Below are 25,065 nucleotides of genomic sequence, written 5' to 3'. Positions count from 1 at the left end.
GGTTCAACCCGCCGGCCGGCACCGGGTTCAGCCCGCCGGCGGGCACCGGGTTCAGCCGTCCCCGCCGCAGGTTGAACCCCGAACCCGCCGCCGCCCGTGCCCCAAGAGGGGAACCGCCCCCGCAGGCGGCGCGGCCACCACCGCACGGACACGAGGAGAACCTTGAACGGGAGCGCCAACGGGACCGCAGCCACCGGACTGTGCCGACTGAGGTTCCACGCACCCGACGCGGTGTTCGAACTCGTCATCCCCGCCGACATACCCCTCGCCGACCTGCTGCCCGCCGTCCTCGACCACGCCGGCGACCACCTCGACGAACAGGGCGCCGAACACGACGGCTGGATCCTCCAACGCCTCGGCCAGGCCCCCCTCGACGAGGAACTCGGCGCCGACGCCCTGGGCCTGCGCGACGGCGAGGACCTCCACCTGCGCCCCCGCCGCGACCCCCTGCCCGAAGTCCACTACGACGACCTCCCCGACGGCCTCGCCACCGGCATGCGCGAACGCCCCGACACCTGGCGCCCCGCCCTCACCCACCACACCACCCTCGCCCTGGCCGTCACCACCCTCGCCGGCGGCCTCGCCGTCCTGCTCCTGCCCGGCCCGCCCCACCTGCGCGCCGGCGCCGCCGCCGTCACCGCACTGTTCCTGCTCCTGGGCGCCCTCAGCGCCTCCCGCGCCGTCGGCGACGCCGGCGCCGGCACCGCCCTGGGCGCCACCGCCGTGCCCTACCTCGCCCTGGCCGGCGCCCTCCTCACCACCGCCACCGGCCCCTCCGCCACCGGAGCCCGCCTGCTCGCCGGCGGCTGCGCCGGCGCCGGAGCCGCCGTCCTGGCCCTGGCCGCCGTCGGCTGCTCCGCCCCGCTCTTCCTCGGCCTGCTCCTGCTCGCCCTGCACACCACCGCCGCCGGCGCCCTGCTGCTCGCCGGACTCACCCCGCCCGCCACCGCCGCCGCCCTGGCCGTCGCCCCCGTCGCCACCGCCGCCTTCCTGCCCGGCCTGTGCTTCCGCCTGTCCGGCCTGCGCCTGCCCGCCCTGCCCCGCAACGCCGAGGAACTCCAGGAAGGCATCGAAGCCGTCCCCGCCACCACCGTCCGCACCCGCAGCACCGTCGCCGACGGCTTCCTGACGGCCTTCCACCTCGCCCTCGCCCCCGTCCTCGCCCTGTGCCTGACCACCCTCACCGGCCAGGACGGCTGGGCCCCCACCGCCCTGACCTGCGCCCTGTCCCTGCTGCTCCTGCTGCACGCCCGCGGCATCGGCTCCACCCCCCAGCGCCTGGCCGTCCTCCTCCCCGGCGCCCTGGGCCCCGCCCTGCTCACCGCCCACCTCGCCCTCGACCTGGACCCCGCCGCCCGCATCGGGCTGCTCGCCGCCCTGCTCTCCACCGCCGCCCTGCTCGCCGCCGCCTCCTGGACCGTCCCCGGCCGCCGCCTGCTGCCCTACTGGGGCCGCGCCGCCGACCTGCTGCACACCCTCGCCGCCGTCAGCGTCCTGCCGCTCGCCCTCGCCGCGGCCGGCACCCTCCACGCACTGCGCGCCCTCGCGGGCTGACCCCGCACCCGCCCCACCCGCCCACCCGCCGCACGCACCACGCCCCGTACCGCCCAGCGCCGCCGCACGCTCCGTCACGAGCCCCGCCACCGAGGAGAACCGCCACCATGCAGTCGAAGCGCGACCAGGTGCAGGCCCACCTGTTCGTGATGGGCCGCCTCGCCACCGGCATGCTCCGCGGCGAACCCGACGCCCCCGACGCCCCCACCGGGCGCACCTCCCGCGGCATCGCCACCGGCCTGGTCATCGCCGCCCTCGCCTGCCTGATCGCCGCCGTCTACGGCGTCCTCGTCCCCGGCGGCGCCACCGGCTGGAAGAAACCCGGCACCCTCGTCCTGGTCAAGGAGAACGGCGCCCGCTACCTCTACCTCGACGGCGCCCTCCACCCCCTGCTCAACGAGACCACCGCCCGCCTGCTCGCCGGCGACCAGCTCACCGTCGACCAGGTCAGCGTCCGCTCCCTGGCCGACACCCCGCGCGGCACCCCCCTGGGCATCCTCGGCGCCCCCGACGGCCTGCCCGACGCCGACCGCCTCGCCACCGCCCCCTGGCTCGCCTGCGCCACCACCGCCCCCGGCCCCGCCGGCACCCGCCAACCCCGACTCGCCCTCGCCATCGACCCCACCACCCACGGCACCGCCCTCACCGACGACCAGGCCCTCCTGGTCGCCGCCCCCGACGGCACCGAACACCTCCTGTGGCACGGCCGCCGCCTGCGCCTGGACACCCGCACCGGCGCCCGCCAGGCCCTCGGCCAGGCCGCCGTCACCGCCCGGCCCGTCACCCAGGCCTTCCTCGACGCCCTGCCCGCCGGCCCCGACCTCGCCGCCCCCGACCTCGACCAGCGCGGCACCCCCGGCCCCGACCTCGCCACCCGCCCCACCCGCATCGGACAGCTCTTCACCGGCCCCGGCGGCGACCCCTACCTGCTCACCCCCGCCGGACTCACCCCGCTCGACCCGATGACCCTGCACCTGCTGCTGGCCGACTCCCGCACCCAGCAGAGCGCCTACCAGGGCGCCGCCGCCACCCCCACCGCGATCGGCGCCGCCGACCTCGCCGCCCACAGCGCACCCCCCGCCCCCGCCCCGGCCGCCACCGCGCTGCCCACCACCGTGCCCGAACTCCTCACCGCCCCCCAGGGCCGCGACGTCTGCGCCGAACTGCGCCCCGGCACCCCCGGGCCCACCACCACCCTCGCCCTCGTCGACGACACCGCCGTCCAGGGCCCCGCCCCCACCGCCCAGCCCGGCATCGAGGCCGCCTGCACCCCCGCCGACACCATCGCGGTACGCCCCGGCGGCGGCGCCCTGGTGCGCGCCCTGTCCACCGCCGGCACCGGCGCCACCCTCTACCTGGTCACCGACAACGGCGCGAAGTACCCGCTCGCCTCACCCGCCGTCGCCAAACAGCTCGGCTACGGCGCCGTCGCCCCCGCGGGCGTGCCCGCCACGCTGCTGGCCCTGCTGCCCACCGGCCCCAGCCTCGACCCGGCCGCCCTCACCGGCGCCACCGCCAGCCCCGCCGCGCCGGCCCCGGCGGCAGCGCCCTGCCCCCGGTGAACCAACGCTCCGGGCAACCCCGTTGCCTGAGATGAACCCGGCGAACCGAACGCCCGGGCCCGACGAAAGGAGCCCCCGATGGTGGCCCCCAACCTGCAGACGGACGACGCCTCCGTCCAGCGCATCCTGGCGACCCTGGAAAGCCACATCGAGGCGATGATGCGCGCCGGCGCCCAGGTCGAGAACGTCAACGGCGAGGTCCAGCAGCACTTCAGGGCCGCCTGCAGCGACCAGTACCAGCGCAAGATCGAGGACTGGCAGGGCCGCTACCAGCAGCTCAAGAACGCCTACCAGACCTTCCACGGCTCCTTCGGCGCCGGCCACCAGCAGGTCAACAACGCCCACGACCTGGCCCTGAGCGTCGGCGGCAACTGGGGCTCCGGGGCCTCCAACGACGTCTACAACGGCCTCAACCCCTGACCGAACACCGGCTCCTGACGACCCGACGACCCCACCGAGAGGACCCCCGATGGCCAGCATCCTGCTCAACCACGCCAACATCGACGAGGCCGCCGACGCCCTGACCCAGGCCGGCCAGGGCATGCACACCGCCATGGAGAACTGCATGGCCGCCATCAAGGCCGCCCAGGCCGAACTCCAGGGCGACCTCGCCACCGCCGCCGACGCCTTCTACCAGGTGCTCGCCACCCAGAACGCCACCATGAACGACGACATCGTCCAGGGCGCCGACGTCCTGCGCACCATGCACGGCCTGCTGCGCGACGCCGACAAGCGCGCCGCCGCGGGCGTGAGCTGATGGCGACGCCGCCGGCGCCCGACTACAACCACACCCTCAGCGTCCAGCACGACGACCTCAAGTACTTCGCCGACACCGAGATCGGCGGCCTCGTGGGCGACCTGAACGCGAACCCCGGCTACGACGCGATGCAGCGCTACGCCGGGATGCTGGGCAGCGCGGGCAGCACGCTGCTGGTGGGGAACAAGCTGTTCTTCGCCGACTCGATCGCGCTCGACTTCAAGAACCTGGCCACCGGGGTGGCCACCGACCTCGGCACCCTCAAGGCCCAGATGAGCAACGCCAAGGTCAAGATCCAGCTGACGCTGAAGATCATGGACGACGCCCACGAGGAAGCCATGACGGCGGCGGAGATGATGGAGGTCCTCACCAAGGTGTCGGCCGCCGCCCCGCCCAAGAGCAGCAGCTGACCGCACAAGAGCGGCTGACCGCACAAGAGTTGACCGTACGAGGCAGGGTGGGGAACCGATGGCCGAGACCGATCCCAAGACCGATCCCAAGATCGATCCCGTGGTCGCGACCTGGGAGCAGGTGCTCATGTTCTTCGGGGGCGCGGACCAGAAGACCGTCACCAGGGACAAGGTCGCGGAGCGGCCCACCGGGACCAAGTCCTGGATCAGGCCCGGCCTGGTCACGAAGGGCGAGGTGGGCGCCGACTTCTACTTCGGGGACCAGTCCGACGTCGGAAAGACGGACATGGCCAAGGAGGGCGAGAGCAGGCCCGACGTGTGGTGGGCGTGGAACTACACCTTGGGCAGCGGCAGCCACAGCCACATCCTGATCGGGGTCCCGGTCAACTACACGGACTGGGGCAACGACGCGGACAAGCCGTTGTCCCAGTTCATCCACCAGCACGAGGCGATCTTCGCGCCGCTGGCGAGCGGAGCCGGCAACAGTGTGATCGACCCCCAGAGCCTGCGGGACGCCGCGACGCACCTCCAGGAGGTGGGCCAGTGGCTGGACACCTGGCACCCGCGGGTGCAGAAGTGGGCGGAGCTGATCGACGGCCCGGACAGCAACTGGCAGGGCGACGCGGCCGGCGAGTTCAAGATGCTGCTCAAGCACTACGCGCTGGAGATCGAGACCATCCGCCTCCAGATCGACACGACGCAGTCCCCGGCCGACCTCAGGGCGGCGGCCGACCAGATCAAGACCACGGTCACGGGCCTGCAGAGCGTCCACCAAGGGTGGTGGGACTCCGGGACGCTGTGGCCCTCCCACGCCCTGTACGAGGCGCTGGCGGACGAGATGAGCGGCGTCAAACCGGTGCTCGATGCTTCCGGCAACGTGACCAGCATCACCTCCAAGTCGCTCGGTGACGCCACCCAGGACGCCTTCTACGTGGGCCTGGAGCTGAAGGCCAAGAACATCTGGCTGGGCAACGTCGCCAAGTACCTCGACGAGCGCAAGCAATGGAGCGGGACGGATCCCACGGACGCCCTGAACACCGCTTACAAGAAGCTGGCCGGGGACTTCGGCTTCACCTACGTCAACGCGAGCCTGGACCTGCCCACCCAGGCGCCCCCCGGCCCCGGGACGGGCGACGGCACCGGCGGCGACGGCAAGGGCGGCAACACCGGCCTCGGCGGTGGCGGTGGCGGTGGCGGCAGCAAGTTCGACCTGAACGGCGGCGCCGGCGGCGCCGGAGGCGGCGGCGATGGCAAGGGCGGCGGCAAGGGCGGCAACAACACCCACCTGCCGCCGCCGCCCCCGGTCATCGGTCCCGGCGGGGGCGGCGGGGGCGGCGGCCTCGGGGGCGACGGCGCCGGCACGCCCATCCTCGACAAGGACCACAAGCCCGTGCTGGGCGCCGACAAGAAGCCGGTGCTGCTGCCGCCCGGCGGCTACATCGGCAAGGACGGCCAGGTGTACGACGCCAACGGCCAGAAGGTGATCGGCAAGGACGGCAAGCCCGTCATGGTCCCCCCGGGCTCGGACGTGCCGCCGGGTACCGGCGGCGGCATCTACGGGCAGAACGCCAAGGTGCCCAAGGGCTCCAAGGTCCGCGACGACGGCACGGTGATCGGCCCCGACGGAAAGGAGGTGCTGGACCGGGACGGCAACCCCGTGGTGCTGCCCAAGGGCGCCTCCGTCGCCGGGGACGGGACGCTGCTGGACTCCACCGGCCGCCCGATCTCCGACATCTCCCAGCGCTACACCGACCGCCAGCACGCGATCGACCAGATGGTCGGCAGCGGCGGTGGCGGCGGTGGCGGCGGGGGTGCCGGCAGCGGCAGCGGCATCCGCCCGCCGTCCACCGGGTCCGACTGGAAGCTGGACCTCGGCTCCTCCTTCGGCGGCCAGGGCGGCGGCACCGACTGGCTGTCGGGCTCCGGTTCCGGCGTCGGCGCCCTGCCCTCGTACACCGGGTTGCTGGGGGGCGCGGGCGAGTTCGGCTCCGGTGCCTCCGGCGGCGCTTCGGCGCCCCGGCTGATCGGCTCCGGCGGCGGGATGAGCGCGCGGGCCATGGAGAACAGCGGCGGGCTGGGCCCGGGCGGCAAGACGGCGGCCGCGGTCTCCGCCGAGGCCGCCGCTGCGGAGAAGGCCGCGACGCAGAAGGCCGCCGCACTGGCCGCCGAGGAGGCCGCCGCGATGCGCGGCCGGTCGGTGTCCACCAGCGGCGGCATGCCGATGGTGCCGCCGATGGGCGGCGGCATGGGCGCCGGCATGGGCGGCCAGGGCGAGAAGGCCCGTCAGCGCACCACCTGGCTGGCGGAGGACGAAGAGGTGTGGGGCACCGACACCGGTGCGGTCAACGGTGTGATCGGCCGCTGAGCGGCGCGGCACCCCCCGGGACGAGGAACAGGAAAGACATGTCGTACTCCTTCGAGGACCAACTCAACCAGGCCCTGGCGTCGTTGGCGGAGCAGCAGGAGAAGCTGGCCGAGTCGACGCGCCGGATGCAGGCGATGACCGCCGAGGCGACCAGCAAGGACCGGATGGTCACCGCGAAGGTCGGCCCGCAGGGCGAGCTGCTCGCGCTGAGCTTCCACACCACCGGCTACCAGTCCATGGCCCCGGCCGAGTTGAGCGCCGTGCTGAAGGACGTCCTGAACGAGGCCAAGGCCCGGATGGGCGAGCGGATCGCCGCCGAGATGCGCACCTTCGAGGGCGTCGGCGAGACGCTGCGGATGAACTTCACCGGCGAACGCGGGGACGACGAGTTGTTCGGGGCCGGCGGCGGACTGGACCTGGACGCGCTGCTCGCCCCGCTCACCGCGATGCGCCCCGGGGCGGACCGGGTCGCCAAGTCCCGTAAGCAGGAGGAGTTCAATGGCTAAGACCCTGCGCAAGGAGGACGGCCTCAAGCAGGCGTTCGCCAACTTCGACGACGTGGCCGCCCTGGTGGAGAAGATCAACACGGAGATGGAGGACATCAACACCAGGAACGTCAAGGCCGGCGGCGGCGACGACATCGGCAAGCAGTACCACGAGAAGATCGACAAGCCGACCTCGGATCTGTACGGGCTGACGACGTCGATCCGCAACAAGCTGAAGGCGATGTCCGCGCACGGCCAGGGCACCTCCGACCTCTTCGACGCCACCGACGAGCACAACACGGGCCTGGTCTGAACCGCCTCCGCCAGGGCGCCTCCTAGGCCCTGTCCGGCCGCCGTACTCCGGGCCCGCCCGCCCGCCTCGTACCACCCACCAGCCCCGCTCCGGAGGCCCCTCGCCGATGTCGCACTCCTCGATCCACGTCTCCCCGGGTGTGGCGCAGTTCTTCCACATCATCAGCGGCATGCCCTGGCCGGAGTCGGACGAGGGGCTGCTGCGGGACGTGCGGGACGACTACCTCGCACTGGCCGAGGACCTGCCGAAGCTGAGCGGCTACATCCTCGACGCGGTGCAGACCTGCGACAAGCGGATCGAGGGCGAGGCCGCCAAGGCGTTCAGGAAGGAGTGGGGCCAGTTCGTCAACGCGGACAAGAACAACGACCCGCTCCAGAAGGCCGGTGAACTCTGCACCCAACTGGCCGAGTTGGCCGGCAAGGTCGCCAACACCGTCGAGTACACCAAGTGGATGGCGATCGGCCAGCTCGTCCAGCTGATCATCGAGATCGCCCTGGCCATCGCCTGGTCCGTCTTCACCGGCGGCTTCTCGCTCGTGCAACTGGAGTGGCAGAAGATCCTGACGAGGCAGTTCCTCCTCCAGCTCATCAAGAAGCTCGTCCAGCTGATCGTCCTGCACACCTTCGGCGGCATCATCGGCGGCCTGATGCTGGACGCGATCATCCAGGGCATCCAGTTCGAGCGCGGCGACCGCCACGAGTGGGACAAGGACCTCACCAAGCAGGCGGCGATCTTCGGCGCGATCAGCGGCGCGATCGGCGGCCCGCTCAACATCCTGGGCGAGGGCCTGGGCAAGCTGCTGGGCTCGCGCCTGAGCAAGCTGTTCGTGGAGAGCGCGCTCAACGACATCATCAAGGGGCTCAGCGGGGGATTCGGCAAGGAACTGGCCGGCGGTGCGGCGGGCGGCGCGCTCAAGGGCGTGGGCAAGGACCTGGCGGAGGCCGCGGCGGGCGGCGCGCTCAAGGACGTGGGCAAGGGCCTCGGGGAGGGCGCCGCGGGTGGCGCCCTCAAGGGGGCGGGCAAGGAGGCCGGTGAGGGCTTCGGCCGGCTGCTCGGCAACGAGGCGGCCGAGGAGTTCGCCAAGGGCATCTCCAACCTCCTGAAGGAGAACGCCCAGTACCTGGCCAAGGGCTTCAAGGGCGGGCGCAAGGTGGGCGCCGCGATGGGCGAGAAGTTCGTGCGCCAGCTCGGCGACCTCTTCGAGGCGAAGCTCGGAGAGGAACTGGGCCACCAGCTCGCCCGGGAGATGGGCGAGCAGATCGGCAAGCAGTTCGTCCAGCACTCGCTCAAGACGGTGGCGAAGGAGAGCAGCCAGACGGCGCTCAAGGAGGCCCTGGAGAACCTCGCCAAGGACGGCGGCAAGGTCGCCCTGACACCCGAACTCAAGCTGCTGGTCGAGAAGATGCCCGAACTCGCGGGCAGCATCAACAAGATGAACAAGATGTTCCACCTCGGGGCCGTCCTGGGCAGCCAGTTCGAGGCGGGCATCAACCAGTACCTCACCGAGGGCATCTACAACACGATCTACAACGGCGAGTGGCAAGCCAGCGGGATGAGCTTCGTCGGCGGCTTCATGATGGGCGGCATGCGGCACATGATCATGGGCCTCGCCTCGCCGCTGACCCTGCGCTACGCGGACTTCGTCCGCGGCCTGGAGAGCTCCCGGATCACCGAGGAGAACGGCGGGTTCTACGGCAAGACCCACCCGCTGACCTTCCTCGCGGTGATCAGCAACATGGGCGGCCACTCGGCGCCGTTCCCGGTGCCCCGGCGGCCCGGGCACATCGACCAGATCGCCGGGACGCGGCTGTCGGGCGGCGACGACGCCTCGGTCCGCTCCGACGGCGCCTCGCTCCGCTCCGACGGCTCCTCGCTGTCCGGCTCGACGCTGCTGGGATCCGGCAGCCACCACCGGGAGGAGAACGGCGACGGCGTCCTCGCCGACCCCGAGGGCAGGAGCAGCTTCCACTCCTCCGTCGACGGCGGCTGGGACCCGAAGGCGCCCGCCCGGCCGGTCGAGACGCAGTCCCGGGGCGACGAGGCACCCGCCCCCGAGACGCCCAAGCCCACGACCTCCACCTCGACCTCCAACGCCAACTCCTCCTCGACGGCCGGCCGGGACACCGCCGTCGCGCCGCCCGTGCCCAGGAAGACCGGCGGCGGGCCGGAGACCACCGAGCCCGGGAACACCGGCGCGGACGCCTCCAAGAGCGGCGGCACCACCGCCACGGCCCCCGCCGACGCGAACGGCCAGGGCAGCGCCGTGAAGCCCCAGCCGCAGCAGCCCAAGCCCGACCCGGCGCGCCGCACCACGGTCGTCGACGAGAGCGCCGAACCGCGCCTGCACGCGTCCACGACCGCGACCGACGGCGGCCCCGGGGGAGCGCGCCCGGGCAGCACGGACACCACCCCGCAGCCGCAGGAGAACACCGCCCACCGGAGCCCGGCCGCCTCGCCGCCGCCGATTCGCACCAGCGCCGGCGGCCCCGGCGACGGCCCCGCCCCGGCCAACCCCGGGCACCCCGACCCGAACCGGCCGGACCCGAACCGCCCGGACCCGAACCGCCCGGACGTGCCCGGCCCCGACTCCAAGACCCCGGACCCCAAGAACCCGGAGCCGAAGACCCCCGACGGGCCTGGCCCCGACCCCGAGGGCCCCGCCCCGCAGCCCCCGCTGCCGCCCGCCACCCCGCCGCGCGACCCCAGGCCGAACGGCCCGGGCCCCGACCCGCACACCCCCGACACCCCGCCCTCGTCCACCGCCTCCGGCCACCTCTACCACCGGGTCGACGCGCCCGAGCACGCCAAGGCACCCGCCGGCGACGAGCGGCGCACGGCCTGGCGGGACCGGCAGCAGTCCCTCGCCGAGGACCACGACGCGCGCCTCGCCGAGGCCGAGCAGCGGGAGGCGACCCGCCGGGAGATCGAGGACCGCCTCACCGAGGGCGCCGGCCGGCTGCCCCGGGAGCTGCGCGCCCTCGTGACGCCGGACTCGCCGGTGTGGCACCGGGCCGCGGAGTCCCTGCGGGAGGACATCGAGGCCCGCCCGCACGAGCGGGAGGAGATCCTCGCCGCCGCTGCGGACCGCCTGGAGCTGGCCGGCGCCCGCGAACTCGCGCTCACCTTCGCCGTCGGCCGCTTCGACCGGCTGCTGGCCGAGCGCGGCCTCGGGCCCGAGCACTCCGGCGACCACACCCGGTCGGAGATCCGCCGCGAGACCTCGGAGAGGTTCCGGACCGACGCCGAGCAGGACATCGCCCAGCTGTTCACCGCCCGCACCGACCTCACCCCCGAGCGCAACGCCCTGGCCGCCCGGGCGCTGGAGCGCCGCCTGCGCGAGGCCGCCGGGGACCTGGACGTGCGTCAGGCGCGCGCCCAGGCGCTGGAGCAGGTCGACCGGGTCGTCGACGACGCCCACGACCGGTGGTCCGCGGACGGGCTCTCCGACGGCGACCGCGCCCTGCTGGACGCGGCCGGCCTGACCGGGGACGTCCGGCTGTCACCGGAGGCCCGCGACCAGATGGCCGAGGCCCTGCGGGAGCGGATCCAGGACCTGCACGGCGACGGGGACTCCTTCCGGCGGATCGAGGAGGAGGGCGGCGAGGACCTCGCCCCCGTCGACCCGACCCGCCTGGGCCGGGCCCGGCTCGAGGCCGACTTCCAGGAGGCCCTGGAACGCCACCGGGCCGGGCTGTCCCACGACTTCGCCGTCCAGGCGGTCCGCGAGGCCGTGCTCAAGCGCTCCGTCGACGCGGTGGACGACGCGGCCGCGGCGTGGAAGGACACCGCCGCCGACCAGTTCGGCCCCGAGGCGCTGCGCGAACTCGGCCTGGCCGACGGCCCGTCCCCGCGCGCGGTGGGCGCCGCCCGCGCGGACCTCGCCCGCCGCACCGACCGCCTGGTCGCCGAGCACACCGCCGCCGACCGCGACCCGGCCCTGCTCAAGGCGGAGCTGGAGCGGCTGACCTCCCCGGCCGAGGCCAACCGCCTGCTGGCCCTGCACGGCGCCCGGGAGCAGGCGCTGCGCGTCGCCGAGGAGACCGCCCGCGCCGAGGTCCCGCACGACCTGGGCGGCCCGGACGCCCCCGAGCAGGCGAGCACCTCGGCCGCCTCCGTCGAGATGGCCCTGGGACCGGTGCGCGGCAGCCGCACCGACCACTCCGAACCGCCGCCCACCGCCGCCGCCCGGCGCGTCCGCGAGGGCTACACCGAGCGCGTCCGCGCCGCCTTCGAGGAGAACTTCCGCACCCTGCTGCGCGACCGGGAGGCCGACCACCGCACCGACCTGCCCGGGCAGTTGGAGCAGTGGCGCCGCGACCGCGAGCGGCTGACCGAGGGCCTGGCGGACCACGTCGCCTTCGAGCGCGCCGTGCTGCCCGCCCGCGAGCGCGCCGCCGCCGGCTACGACCGCCTCGCCGAGGGCCGCCAGGTGCCGGAGGCGGACGTCCGTAGGCTCAAGACCGAGTACGGCGACGGCTTCTTCGACGCCTACCAGGAGCACTGGGCACCCGAGGACCTGGACGGCGAGCACTGGCGCGGCCACGAGGCCACCCACGAGAACGTCTTCGGCCGCCGCCCCACCGACGAGCAGCCCGAGCCCGCTCCCGAGCCCGAGCCCGCTCCCGAGCCCGCTCCCGAGCCCGACCCCGAGCCCGAGGAGAAGCCCGCCCTCACCCCCGACACCCCGTCGGGCCCGCTCACCCGCCCCACCGACCCGGTCCCGGACACCGTGCCGGACACCGCCGCCCAGACGCCCCCCGCCGTACCGCCCGCCGCCGTACCGCCCGCGGACCCGCGTCCGCTGCTGCCCGCCTCCGCCTGGGCCGACATCCGCACCCTCGCACAGCCCGCCCGGATGGACACCGTGCGCTTCGACCCCCGGGTGCGCGGCCAGGGCGGCCGGGGCGACATCGCCGGCCCCGGGGTGCGCGAGCAGTACGAGAACCGCCGGCGCAGCCTCGGCGGCCTGCACGGCGCCGACACCACGATCAGCTACGACGTACGGCGCTTCGAGGCCCAACCGGGCCACTGGGTCACCGAGTTCACCCTGAACCTGCACCTCCAGGGACCGGACGGCCGCCCACTGGATCAGGCCGCCGCCGCCCGGATGCTCGACCGGACCCGGGCCGTGGTCGCCGACCGCTTCAACCAGCGCTTCCGCCTGCCCGGCGGCGACCAGGTCCACCTGCGGGTCGAGAGCGTCCAGGACGCCGCCGGCGCCCACCAGAGCATCACCGTCCTGCCCGGCAACGGACGCAGCGACCAGCTCCACTGGTACGACCAGAGCCCGCCCGGCGTGCTGCTGCACGAAACGCTGCACTTCCTCGGCCTCCCGGACGAGTACGTCGAGCCGGCGGGGAAGCCGGGCGACGCCTTCGCGCTGCGCCGCCGTGACCTCTGGGCGGGCGAGAACGGGGTGATGGGCACCTCGGCCCACCGCGACGACTTCACCGTGCTGCCCCGCCACCTCCAGCGCATCGAGGACGTCCTGCACTCGGGCCCGGTCCTGCGCGACCTGACCCACGGCCAGTACCGCTCCCACCAGGAGACGACGACGGACGCCCCGCTGACGGAGCAGCACCGCCAGAGCGAGGGCCCCGGCCCGCTGCTCCCGCCGAACGGCGCGACCCACACCGCCGACAACCCCCGCAACACGCCGCCGAGCGCGCCGGCCCCGGTGCACGAGTCGCGCGTGAACGTCCTGTTCGGCAGCCGACTGCACCACGTCGTCGAGGTGCCGGGCGACGGTGACCGCCTGCTGCCCGCCGTCCTCGCCGGCGCCCGCCGGCTGGCGACCTGGGAGCACGGCGAACTCACCGTCGAGAAGCTGCGGGAGCTGGCACCGGAGTGGCACACCGCGGCCTCCGAGGACGCGCCGCGCGTCCTCGCCGAGGGGCTTGGCATCCACCTCGTGGTCCACGAGGGAAACACCCCCACCGAGTTCAACTCCGGCGTCGACGGCCGCGAGGTGCACGTCTACCGCGACCCCCGGCCCGGCGAGGGCCAGGTGGCGCACTACTCGGAGCTGCGCCCCGACGAGCGGGGGCCGGTGGCGGTGGAGACCGGCGCCACCGTCGACCCGAAGGTGGCGAAGGAGCTGGAAGGGCGCGTCCAGCCGGACATGGTCGTGGTCACCCTGGAGCCCGGGCAGCCGGTCTTCCGGGTGACCGACGCCTGGACGCTGCGCGGGTACCTGCTCCAGGGCAAGATCGGCGCGGTCAAGAACAAGGAGGGCTGGTCCCAGCTGGGGCCGGGGCTCTACACGGGCCACGACTTCGACCACGCGGCCAACTACAGCTTCACCCTCTCCGGCCTGCCGGTGGTCATGGAACTCGTCCTCGGCCGCAAGGCCACCGGGCTGAAGGTGACGAACATCACCGAGGACTGGCCGGCCAAGGAGGTCCCGGAGACGCTGAAGAAGTACGACTTCCTCACCGACGGGACGCAGTTCAAGTTCCACCCCGGCTTCTACGAGGGCCTCATCCGGGACGGAGCGCAGTCGGCCGACAAGCCCAGCGGCCTGCGGGTCGCCGGCCTGAAGGTGAAGGAGGGGGACTCGGTCTGGAACCACTACCGGACCGAGGACTTCGTCCCGGAGTTCGAGGGCTACCTGGTCAAGGCGCACAAGGAGAAGGCGGAGCAGCACCCGCGCAGCCAGGACCTCGCGGCCTCCGAGCACACGCCCGACCCGGCCCCGACGAGTGAGGCCCTGGAAGCCGCCCCGCACGCCGCGCCCGAGGACCTCCGGCGCATCCGGTACCTGGAGCACGCCGAGGCCTACGAGCGGCGGCTCGCCGCCCACCTGCTCGGCCGCGAGGACGTCCAGCGCGAGGTCAAGAAGGCCGTGGACCTGGCCTGGCGGATGACCACCGGCGACAAGGACAAGGCCAAGTTCGGGTCCAGGACCACGGGCACCACCGGCATGGTCGGCACCGACCGGCACATGCTGCAGGAGGTCGTCGACGGCGGCAACCTCCGCGAGCGCATGGCCCTGCTCTACAACGGCTACACCTCCAACCACTTCGCCAAGCTCGTACGACAGCGGGAACTGCCGCGCCCGGAGCAGCTGAAGCAGGAACGGGCGGACCGCCACGACATCGGCAAGGAGGTCGTCAACCCGCTGACCGCGGAGATCAAGAAGGTCTACGGGGAACTGCTGAACCCGCCCGCCGAGCGCGGACGAACGGTGCCCTTCGAATCGTTCCGCACCGACGAGCCGTACGGGCCCGTCATCGAGCGGATCCGGGACGACTACGCCGAGCTCCAGGGCGGACACATCCCGGACTGGAAGCGCAAGCAGGTGGTCGAGGCCGCGCAGAAGGCCGCGGAGCGCCAGGCCAAGAGCATCCTCGAAACCGACCGCCACCCCTTCGAGGTGAACCCGCCGCTGGGCCGCGGCGAGTGGTACAGCGCCGTGGAGAAGGACGGCCGGCTGGGCTGGCAGCCCGGCGCCAAGTCCTTCTACTACAAGCTCGACTCCAAGCTCCACCAGGACGCCCACGACAGCGGCGGGCTGGTCGTCAGCGGCACCTCCGGCACGGCCTTCGGGATGCTCCAGGCCGTCAAGGAGCTCGCCAGGACGCAGCAGGGCAGGCAGACGCTCACCGAGATCGGGGACGGCCCGGTCGACTTCGAGCTGCTGAGGCTGGGGCTGCTCGGCTGGATGCTGGAGTCGGACGACCACACCTTCCACGAGATCATGACCGGCTCCCGGATGTTCTCCGAGAGCCTCACCCCCGAGGAGCGCGCGGACCCCGACCTCGCCCACACGGACCTCACCTACCGCGACACCTACTCCCGCTACCGCTTCCTCTCCCCGCTGACCGAGCAGCACCTGCGCGACGAGGTCGCGCCGGACGGGCTCTTCCCGGACGAGCAGCTGGTGGGCACGTGGTCCGTCGACGACCCGGAGGTCACCGGCCTCACCCCCGAGAACCAGGACCACCAGGACCACCAGGACCACCAGGGCGACCACGACACCGACGGCGGCGGCCTGCGGGACTCCGCCGCCGCGCCGCCGCCGGCCGCCGACCCGGTCGCGGTGGACCTGGCCCGGCGTCATCTCGACGCGGCGGCCCAGAGCCCGGCGCTGCACCAGTTCATGGGCTGGATCAAGGGCGGCGGGTTCACGAGCAAGCGCGACGAAGAGGGCATGCTCGCGAGCAGGTCCGGGGACCAGTACGAGTCCCTGCTCGGCCGGGTGCAGACCTTCCTCGACCACGCCCAGGCGTTGCGCTCGGCCGGGGAGCAGCCGTCGGGGCAGGGCCTGCGGCTGTACCGGGCGGTGCGGCTGGACTCCGAGGCCCGGGGCCGGGAGGGGTTCACCGAGCTGCTGCCCGCGTCCACGTCCTTCAGCCGGGAGTTCGTCCAGGACTGGATGTCGAACGGGGGCGGTGGTGACAACTACGCGCTGTTCGAGATCCAGGTGCCGCTGTCCCACCCGATGCTGGCGCTGTCCTTCCCGCCGGGCCACACCAGGGCGCAGGGCGACCCGGAGCCGGTGAACGAGAAGCAGTCCGAGGTGACGCTCGGCCCCAGCCGTCTGACGGTGACCGGACGGGAGGAGGCCGGGGGCTTCCACGTCATCCGGGTGGACGCCGAGCCCATGACGGTCGCCGACATCCGCACCGAGGTCGACAACTGGACCAGTCCCATGTCGATGCCGGACGCGTTCGAGAAGTTCACCCGGTTCTACAGTGAGGGCTCGCTGCGGGCCGCCTACTCCCGCGTCCTGGAGCCCCACCACCGCATCACGGAGACGTGGTCCGCCGACCGTAGCCGGAAGACCGTCAGGATCGAGCACCCCAGCGATCCGCTCGACCAGTTCACCGAAGTGACAATCCATCACGAAGGCGATTCCGTCTCGGTCCGCTGGCGCTTCCGCGACGAAACGTCCTACGGAGAGGAACCGCACGAGGGGAAGCCGCTGGCCTACGGCGCCCAGAACATCGGCACCGTGAGCGTGAGCCTGCGCTCGCAGAAGCTGAACGAGAACACCAGCTTCGAGTCCATCGACCTCCCCTACAACTGGTACGACCTCGACCACCCGCCCACGGAGGAGGAGGCGGGTCAGCCCCTGGCGGACTTGAACGCCGACGACCTCCACCAGCCGGCCGCCGCGCCGCCGCTCCCGGAGCACGAGACGCAGGCGCCGGGAGCCGGACCCCTGGCGCCGGCACCGCTCCCGGACCCGCCGGCCGTCGACCGCACCGGCGACCTGCGCACGGCACTGGTCCACCACGAAACCTCCGGCGCCTACCGGCTGGACGACCCGGGCGCCGACCCGCGGGCCCGGCAGCGGATGGCCACGGCACTGGACCGCTTCCCGGTCGACGAACGCTTCCTCACCGTGGCGATGCACACCGGCTCCGACGGCGTGCCGCTCTGGAAGGGCACCCGCCTCACCGAGAGCGAAGCCGCCGACCTGCTCGTCTCGCTGCACGAACAAGGGGCGTGGGACGGGATCAAGCCCGTTCAGCTGGTGGCCTGTTCGGCGGCCCGCGACGGCGCCCGGTCGTTCGCCGCGGGCACGCTGCGGCACCTGCGCCTGCGCCTGCCCGGCCGGGACCTGGAGGTCTACGCCCCCAGAAGCCTGGCCTGGTTCGCGCCCCCGGTCGCGGGACCGTTCCGCAGCGACCCGCACGGTCCCGGCGCGCTGGTGGTCGGCAAGCAGCTCGCCTTCGACGGCTCCGGCCGTCCCGTCCTGGTGGACGGCGGCAACTGGGCGAGCCTGACGCTCCGGCGGGACGCGGCCCCCGACGCCCCGATCACGGTCCGCGACCTCGGCGCCCACCTGCCGGTGGACGCGAGCCTGCCGCCGCGCTCGGCGCCGGCGCCCGAGGGCTACACCGCCGTCCCGGGCGGGGCCTCCCCGGGCGGGGCTCTTCCGCGCGAGCGGGAGCTGGCGCCGCAGGACGACGCGGTGGCGTTCTCCGGGCGCCGCAGGCGCAACGACGGGACCGACGACGAGGGTTCGAGTCCGGATCCGGGCGTGGGCCCGAGCTCGGTGAAGCGCGTCCGGCCGAACGACCCCGCTTCGTCCGACGAGGAAATGGCGTCCGACGAGGAGATGGCGTCGGCCGAGGAGACGGCGTCGGGCGACGACACCGGCAACGAGCACTCCGAGTCGGACACCGGCAGCGAGCACTCCGAGTCGGACAGTGACAGCGGCAGCGAGTCCGAGACGGAGGACTACCGCGGCTACCTGGACAGGGTGAGGACCCGTTCCGACGACCTCAGGGAGCAATGGCGGCACGCCGACGAGAACGACGACCTGGACGAGATCGCCCGGATCAACGCCGAGCAGGACGTGCTGACGGCCATCCAGAACGTCGGAGTGGTCCGCTCGGTGCGGGCGGCCGATGCCCTGCTGGGCCTGCTGGATCGCGCATCGCTCCCACGGCCCCTGCAACTGCGCGTCCGGCAGGCCGAATTGCGACAGCAGCTCACCGAGCCGCCCTCCGCCGAGCAGTTCCAGCAGCTCCACACCACGGTGATGAGCCGCTACCGACCCGACGACCCGAACCGCGTCGACGGCTGCGAGTACCGGGCCCACGCGCTGTCCGAGCTCATCGACCTGGCGGCCCCGCGGACCGGCCGCGGGCACCTCGCCAAGATCTGGGCCGCTCCGGCGGCCGCGGGCGGGCGCCTCCATCCGCAGCACGGGTGGAACCACCACGTCGCGGTGGTGGTCGACACGGCGGCCGGGGAGCGGGTGATCGACCCGCTGCTCTTCCCCGACCGGGCGGTCACCCCGGAGCAGTGGCAGGCCGCGCTCACCGTGCCCGGGCAGTCGGCGCCGCAGGTGCACCGGGCGCCGTGGGAGTTCTTCGGCGGCCCGGACCGCGAGGGCCGGGTGGACCACGAGTCCGCCGTCCTGATCGACGACGCGACCAGGGCGGAGATCGACGCGCGCAAGCACCCGGACCTGACCCCGATCGAGGGCGCGTTCACCTTCGGCACCGACGAGACCGCCGTGGACCTGGCCCGGCGTCATCTGGACGCCGCGGCCCAGAGCCCGGCACTGCACCAGTTCATGGGGTGGATCAAGGCCGGCGGGTTCACGAGCAAGCGCGACGACGAGGGCATGCTCAAGGTCCGGGAGGGGGAGCGCTACGAGTCCCTGCTCGGCCAGGTGCAGACCTTCCTCGACCACGCGCAGGCGCTGCACTCGGCCGGGGAGCAGCCGGCGGGGGAGTCCCTGCGGCTGTACCGGGCGGTGCGGATGGACTCCGAGGCCCGGGGTCGGGAGGGGTTCACCGAGCTGCTGCCGGCGTCCACCTCCTTCAGCCGGGAGTTCGTCGAGGGCTGGATGTCGAACGGGGGCGGCGCCGACAACTACGCGCTGTTCGAGATCCGGGTGCCGCTGTCCCACCCGATGCTGGCGCTGTCGTTCCCGCCGGGCCACACCAGGGCGCCGGGCGACCCGGAGCCGGTCAACGAGAGCCAGTTCGAGGTGACGCTCGGCCCCAGCCGCCTGACGGTGACCGAAGGGGCCGACGAAGGGGGCTTCCACGTCATCCGGGTGGACGCCGCGCCCATGACGGTCGCCGACATCCGCACCGAGGTCGAGAACTGGTCCAGCGGCACGTCGATGCCGGTCGCCTTCCAGGGGTTCGCCCGGTTCTTCAGCGACGACTCGATGCGGGCCGCCTACCCCTACGACCTCGGGCCGGACCACCGCATCACGGAGTCGTGGTCATCGGACGGCCTCCGGAAGACCGTCCGGATCGAACACCGCAAGGAGGAACTGAGGGACCAGTTCACCGAAGTGACGATCCATCACGACGGCGATTCCGTCTCGATCCGCTGGCGCTCCAGCGACGATGCGCCGGTCGACGGAGGCGAGCCGTACGAGCGGGAGCCGATGGTCTACGACGCCGCGAACATCGGCGACGTGAGCGGAAGCCTGCGCGGGCAGACGCTGGCCGAGCACCCCAGCTTCGAGTCCATCGACCTTCCCGCCGACTGGTACGCCCACGATCCCGCGCCCCGGGCGGAGGACGTCGGCCAGCCGCTGTCGGCCTTCGGCGCCACCGCCGCCGGCTGGCGGATCGGCCCGAGCGACGTGCCACTGGCGGAACGCGACGCCCTGCGGCAGTTCCCCGAACAGCCCGGGGTGTTCGTCGTGCCCGTGCACACCGACGAGGCCACCGGCCTGCCGGTCGGGCCCGACGGCACGCTGTCGGCCTACCAGACGGCGGGCGTCCTGGCCGACCTGCGCCGCTCCGGAGTCTGGAACGGCACTGACACGCTGCAGTTCGTGGCGTGCAACCTGGGGAGCGGCCCGGGCCACGACTTCCTCGTCGAAGTGATGAGCCAGCTCGAGGAGTTGGGCCTGGGGACCAATGCGCTGGCCGGGACCGGGCCGGTGTACTTCGCCCCGCGCGAGAGCGGCCCCGGGCACCTGGTGGTCGCCTCCGACATCGGCTTCACCGAGGACGGCCACCCGGTCATGGCCGCCGGCGGCCACTGGCGGGAGTTCCGGGCGGTCCGGGACGACTCCGGTGCCGTCCAGGTCCAGGTCGAGGACCGCCGGGCCCACCGGGCGCCGGACGGCTCCTTCCACGACCACCCCGAGGGCTACGGACTGGTCGACTCGGTGGACCCGGCGCGCCACAACGAGCAAGCGGTGCGCTTCGCCCAGCCGACCGAGGAACAGACCGCCGCCGGGACGCAGATGTCACTACGGCACCTGACCACCGCCGCGCCCGGCAGCGACCTGCGCGCGTTCATGGGACAGATCCGCACCGGAGCCTTCACCAACCTGCGCAACCCGGCGGGCCGGCTGATCCACCGGGAGGGCACGGCCACCTACGCCACGATGATGGGCAACCTGGAGAGGTTCTTCGCCCACGCGCAGGACCTCCGGCCCCCGGCGGGGCAACCGCACGCCGAGTCAACCCTGCTGCTGTACCGGGCGGTGCGGATGTCGGAGCAGACGCGGGAGCAGCAGAGCTTCACCGAGATCGTGCCCTCCTCCACCTCCTACGACCGGCAGTTCGTCCAGGAGTGGATGTCGAACCCCGACGGCTACGCGCTGTTCGAGATCCAGGTGCCGCTGTCCCACCCCATGCTGGCACTGTCCTACCCGCGGGAGCGCATGCTCCCGGGCGGCCCGGCGGAGGTCAACCCGGGTCAGTACGAGGTGACCCTCGGCCCGACCAGGCTGACGGTGACCGGACGGGAGGAGGACGGCCCCTTCCACGTCATCCGAGCGGACGCCGCGCCCATGACGCTCCACGACGTCACGGAGACGATCGCGGGCTGGACGAACGACACCCCGATGGAGCACGCGTTCGACCTGTTCGCCGGGTTCTACGGCGAGGCCGCGCTGCGCGCCGCCTACCCCGACGACCTGCGGGCCGACCACCGCATCACCGAGCGGCAGTCCGCGGACGGGCGGGAGAGGACGATCGAGATCACCCCGTCCCACCCGAAGCTGACCGGCCAGAGCGTGACGGTGCACCTGAGGCTGGCGCAGGACGGGACCCTCACGGTCGAACTGCACAACAGCGTCGACATCGCCGAGGGCGACGCTCCGGCGGTGTACCGGTACACCGCAGAGAACATCCACGAGGTGAGCGCCTACCTGGAGGAGGGCACGCTGGCGAAGACCGCCCCCTTCGACACGATCAACCTCCCGGCGGACTGGTACTGGACCGACCCGGTACCGACGGCGGGTGACGTCGGCGCGCCGCTCAGCGCGTTCGGCGGCCCCGGCCACGGCTGGTGGCTCGGGAACCCCGATCCGTCGCCGGCGGAGAGGTACGCCCTGGCGCGCTTCCCCGCGCAGGAGGGCGTGTTCACGCTTCCGGTGCACACCGACCCCGAGACCGGCAGGCCGGTGCTGGACGGCGAGGAACTGACCGAGGACCGGGTCGCCGGGATCCTGGCCGGGCTGCACGCGGGCGGTGTCTGGAACGGCACCGACCGGCTGCAGTTCGTTTCCTGCAACCTCGGGAAGGCGCCCGGCGTCGAGTTCGTCACCGAGGTGATGCGCCAGCTCGGCCGCGCGGGCCTGGGCAGCAGCGCGCTGGTCGCCACGGGCCCGGTGTTCTTCACCCCGCACACGGGCGGCGCGGACCGCCCCGGCCACCTGGTGGTCGCCTCCGCCGTCGGCTTCACAGCCGACGGCCACCCGGCCGTCGTCCCCGGCGGGCACTTCCGGGAGATCCACCGGCCCGTGGGGGACGACCAGCCGCCCGTGATCGTGGAGCGCGGGGCCCACCTGCCCGCCCCCGCCCACCCGGAGCAGGACCGGGAGCGCCCCGAGGGCTACGAGAGCGCCGAGCCGGGCACCCTCGACCCGAACCGAGAGCTGGAGGGCGCGCTGCCGTTCGGGAGGAGGAACAAGAAGCAGACCGACCCCGCTCCCCCCGTGGCCAGGGCCCCCGACCCCGAGGTCAGGCCCCTCGACACCAACTCTGCCGAGGGGGTCGAGAACGTACTGTCGGGCGGACCGCGGCCTGCCGACGCGCAGGACGGGACGAAGCTGCCGGAGGGGACGGAAGGCAAGGGCAAGGAGCGGGCCAACGACCCGGAACCCCCAGTGGCGGGACCGGAACCCGGCTCCGTGCAGGCGGCGAGGTTCGTGCTGAACGCCTCCCTCCTCGAACCGCTCTTCGCCCGAACTGCCGAGGGTGACACCCACGTCGTGATGGGCCTGGAGTTGAAGGGCGACAAGAGCTGGTACATGCCCCACGCCGAGGTCAGCGGGGACAAGAACGGCGTCGACCAGCAGGCTCGGCCGTTCCAGGCCGCCCAACGATGGGCGGATTACAAGAATCTGGACAAGCAGCGCTTCGACGCCGAGGTGAAGGGGCTACAGCCGGTCTACGGGAAGATGGCGGAATGGGGTGTCGAGCAGGTTCCCTACGACCCGAAGAACGCGCCCGGCAAGCCGCGGGAGAAGGCGGCCGTCCAGCCCGGTGCGCAGCTGCCCCCTCAGACCGAGGGGGTGATCGCCGTGCTCTCCTCCCAAGGCACGTGCGACAGCTGCAAGTACGTGGTCAAGGACTTCCAGGACGCGTTCCCGGGGGTCAGCGCCTATGTGGGATACGCGAACACCAGGAACAAGCGGACCCGTACGGTGGCGGAGCGGACGGTCACGCAGGGCGGTGTCAAGGTGCAGCACGTCCTCGACTACGGCTGGAACGAGATGACCACGCTCACGCCCCGCAGCAAGCACGCGCCCGAGGACAAGGACGTCGTCTTCAAGTACTTCCCCGCGAAGAGCGGTAACGGGGCCTGGGAGCGCCAGTGGCTCGCGGACAAGGCAGCCGAGAGGAAGGCCGCAGCGCGGGAATTGGCCCAGGAACGGGCGCAGAGGGCAGAGGCCGGCGCAGTGGAGGAGGCCAACAGGCGGCTCAAGCCGGTCCTGGCCAAGGCCGTCATGAAGTTCGCCGACGGGTACAAGGGCGACCAGGGGGACTTCGTCGTGAAACTCAAGGCCGCCATGAAGAACAGCCCCTTGAAGTGGACCTTCTCCCCAGAACTCGATGCGGCCCTCCTGGGCTGGTACAGGAAGGACCCGCGGCCCGACCTCACCGGCACGGCCTGACCACGGAACGACCACCGGGTGAACGCCGCCCGCGCCCGGAGCCGTTGACCGGGTGAGGGCGCCCCGGTGCGGGGCCACGAGACCGGGAGCACGACGCGTGGATCAGCAGCAAGGGCGGGCGGCGGAGCCGGAGTTCCGGCTGGCGGCGGTGTTCGACCTGGTCGACCCGGTGATCGGGCCCGGTTTCTCGGCGGACCACCCGCTGGTGCGGGACGGCGGGCAGCGGGCCGACCTGCTGGAGTACCTGCGGTCCGGCGCCGAGGTGCTGGTGACGCCGATGCTGATGGACGACGTCTTCGACACCTCCCGCCGGGGCGCCGTCCCGATGAACTACCGCACCGACGGCGAGTGGATCTGGACCGACACCGTCGCCTACTACCTGGAGGAGTACGACCTCGCCCCCGAGCCCGGGCTGCTCGCCCACCTGCGCGGGCGCACCGGGCCGTGCCCGCAGCCGTCACCGCAGACCCTCCAGCGGGCGGTCGACTTCGTCCTCCACCCGCCGCGCCCCGCCGAGCCGGCCTGGCGCCTGGAGACCGGCTGAACCCTGCGGGGCGTGCCGCCCGTCGTGTGGGGGAGGGGCGGTTCCCGTCGCGCGGCCGGTGCGGCCGGGGCGGGCCGGACCCGTCGAGCGTCGTCGTCGAGGGCCAGGGAGCGCGGGTGGGCAGGGAACGGAGTGCGCGGGGGAGCGGGTCGTCGGGCGGGGGCATCCAACTGCCCGCCGTGGCCTGGGAGGTCCCCGAGCCGGCCGCCGAGGCCGGGGCGCAGGGTGCGGGCGCGGCCCCGACCGAGGAGCGGGCGCCCGCGGCGGTGGGCGCCGCCGGGGCGGTGCCCCCGGTCGCCGGGAGCGGCGCGGCGCAGGCGTCGGCCGGGCAGGCCCAGCCCGGGGTGAGCGCGGTGCCCGCGCCGGCCGGCGCCGCGGAGGGGGAGGGCGCCGGGCGGCGCATCCCCAAGCCGATGGTGGCCGCCGCGGTGATCGCCGGCCTGGTGCTGGTGGGGGTGCCGCTGGGCATCTCCGGCTTCGGCGGGGACGGCCCCGGCACGCCCGGTGCCGACGGCCCGCCGCCCGCCGGGTTCTCCCAGCCGGACGGCGGCGGCAACGGGTACGTGCCCGGTGCCGACGGGCCCGGGAACCCGCCCGGAGACCAGCCGCTGCAGCCCGGCCAGCCCGGTGAGCCGGGCCAGCCCGGACAGCCGGCCGGCCCGCAGCCCGGCGAGGGCGCCGTCGTGCCCGCCGCCGCGGCCGCCGGAGCCGCCCTGCCCGGCATCGGCGCCGACCAGGGCGGCCAGGGCGCCACGACCCCCGGCCACACCGCCGCCGGCGCACCCGCCGGACCCCAGGGCGGCGGCCAGAACACCGGCCAGGGCGGCGGGCAGAACACCGGCCAGGGCAGCGGCCAGGGCTCCGGACAAGGGGGCGGCGCGGCGCAGACCCAGCCGCAGCAGCCCGCCAAGCCCCAGCAGCCGGCCCCGCCCCCGGCCAAGTCCGCCCAGCCCGCCCCGCCGCCCGCGCCCACCTACAGCGGCGTCGCCGGCCCGGGCTGCGGCGGGTCCACCTCCATGCAGCGCAACGGCTGGTACGACGACGGGCAGAAGGGCTGGCGCAACAACTCCGGCGGCTACACCGGCGACGGCTGCGGCGGCGGCTTCGCCTCGATGCCGATGTCCGGCGCCGCCGGCAAGGACGACAACAGCAACTCGGTGGTGTGGACCTTCAACACCGGCTCGCTCACCACCGGCAGCTGCCGCCTGTCGGTGTACGTGCCCAACGGCGACCTCAAGGCCGTCGGCGGCGCCCCGACCTACTACACCGTGCAGAACCAGTCCTTCACCGTCAACCAGGTCTCCTCCCGGGGCCAGTGGGTCTCGGCGGGCACCTTCCCGCTCAGCGGCGGCCGGATCGCGGTGGTGATGCACAGCCGCGGCCAGGACTGGGTCGGTGACAGCGTCAAGACCTACGCCCACCACGCCGCCTCCGCCGTCCGGGCCGACTGCACCGGCTGACCCGCCCCACCCCGTAACCACCCCCGTACCACCGAGCACCACCAGCACGACAA

Annotated in this window: 11 protein-coding genes; all 11 read left to right on the top strand. The window is 73.5% G+C overall.

Annotation, left to right across the window (positions count from 1 at the left end):
• Nucleotides 1-162: 162 nt before the first annotated feature.
• The 11 genes from eccD to ACZ47G_RS25175 all read left to right on the top strand — a co-directional run bounded on the left by eccD (nt 163) and on the right by ACZ47G_RS25175 (nt 25,012).
• Complete coding sequence (gene eccD, locus ACZ47G_RS25225; RefSeq protein WP_465746231.1) at nt 163-1,554, top strand: type VII secretion integral membrane protein EccD; 1,392 nt, start codon at nt 163-165, stop codon at nt 1,552-1,554.
• A gap of 107 nt (nt 1,555-1,661) precedes the next feature.
• Complete coding sequence (eccB, locus tag ACZ47G_RS25220; protein ID WP_465746229.1) at nt 1,662-3,116, top strand: type VII secretion protein EccB; 1,455 nt, start codon at nt 1,662-1,664, stop codon at nt 3,114-3,116.
• 78 nt (nt 3,117-3,194) lie between these two features.
• Nucleotides 3,195-3,536 (top strand): hypothetical protein, encoded by a 342-nt coding sequence (locus ACZ47G_RS25215; protein ID WP_465746227.1) that lies wholly within the window; start codon nt 3,195-3,197, stop codon nt 3,534-3,536.
• Nucleotides 3,537-3,585: 49 nt separating this feature from the next.
• On the top strand, nt 3,586-3,873 hold the full coding sequence (locus ACZ47G_RS25210) for a hypothetical protein (protein ID WP_465746225.1): 288 nt from the start codon (nt 3,586-3,588) through the stop codon (nt 3,871-3,873).
• A complete protein-coding gene (locus ACZ47G_RS25205) occupies nt 3,873-4,283 on the top strand; it encodes a hypothetical protein (RefSeq protein ID WP_465746223.1) in 411 nt (136 codons plus the stop codon). Before ACZ47G_RS25210 ends, ACZ47G_RS25205 begins: the two co-directional genes overlap by 1 nt.
• A gap of 58 nt (nt 4,284-4,341) precedes the next feature.
• Nucleotides 4,342-6,648, top strand: coding sequence for a hypothetical protein (locus ACZ47G_RS25200; protein WP_465746221.1), 2,307 nt, complete (start codon nt 4,342-4,344; stop codon nt 6,646-6,648).
• A 38-nt stretch (nt 6,649-6,686) separates the two neighbouring features.
• The gene (locus ACZ47G_RS25195; RefSeq protein ID WP_465746219.1) at nt 6,687-7,154 is read left to right on the top strand and encodes a YbaB/EbfC family nucleoid-associated protein; all 468 of its coding nucleotides are present in this window, start codon (nt 6,687-6,689) and stop codon (nt 7,152-7,154) included.
• Nucleotides 7,147-7,446 carry a hypothetical protein gene (locus ACZ47G_RS25190; protein ID WP_465746217.1) on the top strand — a complete coding sequence of 100 codons (300 nt, stop codon included), beginning with the start codon at nt 7,147-7,149 and terminating at the stop codon, nt 7,444-7,446. Before ACZ47G_RS25195 ends, ACZ47G_RS25190 begins: the two co-directional genes overlap by 8 nt.
• Nucleotides 7,447-7,552: 106 nt before the next feature.
• The gene (locus ACZ47G_RS25185; protein WP_465746215.1) at nt 7,553-23,008 is read left to right on the top strand and encodes a WXG100-like domain-containing protein; all 15,456 of its coding nucleotides are present in this window, start codon (nt 7,553-7,555) and stop codon (nt 23,006-23,008) included.
• Nucleotides 23,009-23,105: 97 nt separating this feature from the next.
• Nucleotides 23,106-23,552, top strand: a complete 447-nt coding sequence (locus ACZ47G_RS25180; protein ID WP_465746213.1) for a hypothetical protein — start codon at nt 23,106-23,108, stop codon at nt 23,550-23,552.
• Between the two features lie 179 nt (nt 23,553-23,731).
• Nucleotides 23,732-25,012 (top strand): hypothetical protein, encoded by a 1,281-nt coding sequence (locus ACZ47G_RS25175; RefSeq protein ID WP_465746211.1) that lies wholly within the window; start codon nt 23,732-23,734, stop codon nt 25,010-25,012.
• Nucleotides 25,013-25,065: the final 53 nt, after the last annotated feature.

Source organism: Kitasatospora sp. NPDC030952, from assembly GCF_055571335.1.
This window is presented reverse-complemented; position numbering and strand designations above follow the sequence as displayed.

Coding starts and splice junctions, on each gene's coding strand:
- eccB (WP_465746229.1), top strand. CDS start 1,662: ATGCAGTCGAAGCGCGACCAGGTGCAGGCCCACCTGTTCGTGATGGGC.
- ACZ47G_RS25215 (WP_465746227.1), top strand. CDS start 3,195: ATGGTGGCCCCCAACCTGCAGACGGACGACGCCTCCGTCCAGCGCATC.
- ACZ47G_RS25210 (WP_465746225.1), top strand. CDS start 3,586: ATGGCCAGCATCCTGCTCAACCACGCCAACATCGACGAGGCCGCCGAC.
- ACZ47G_RS25205 (WP_465746223.1), top strand. CDS start 3,873: ATGGCGACGCCGCCGGCGCCCGACTACAACCACACCCTCAGCGTCCAG.
- ACZ47G_RS25200 (WP_465746221.1), top strand. CDS start 4,342: ATGGCCGAGACCGATCCCAAGACCGATCCCAAGATCGATCCCGTGGTC.
- ACZ47G_RS25195 (WP_465746219.1), top strand. CDS start 6,687: ATGTCGTACTCCTTCGAGGACCAACTCAACCAGGCCCTGGCGTCGTTG.
- ACZ47G_RS25190 (WP_465746217.1), top strand. CDS start 7,147: ATGGCTAAGACCCTGCGCAAGGAGGACGGCCTCAAGCAGGCGTTCGCC.
- ACZ47G_RS25185 (WP_465746215.1), top strand. CDS start 7,553: ATGTCGCACTCCTCGATCCACGTCTCCCCGGGTGTGGCGCAGTTCTTC.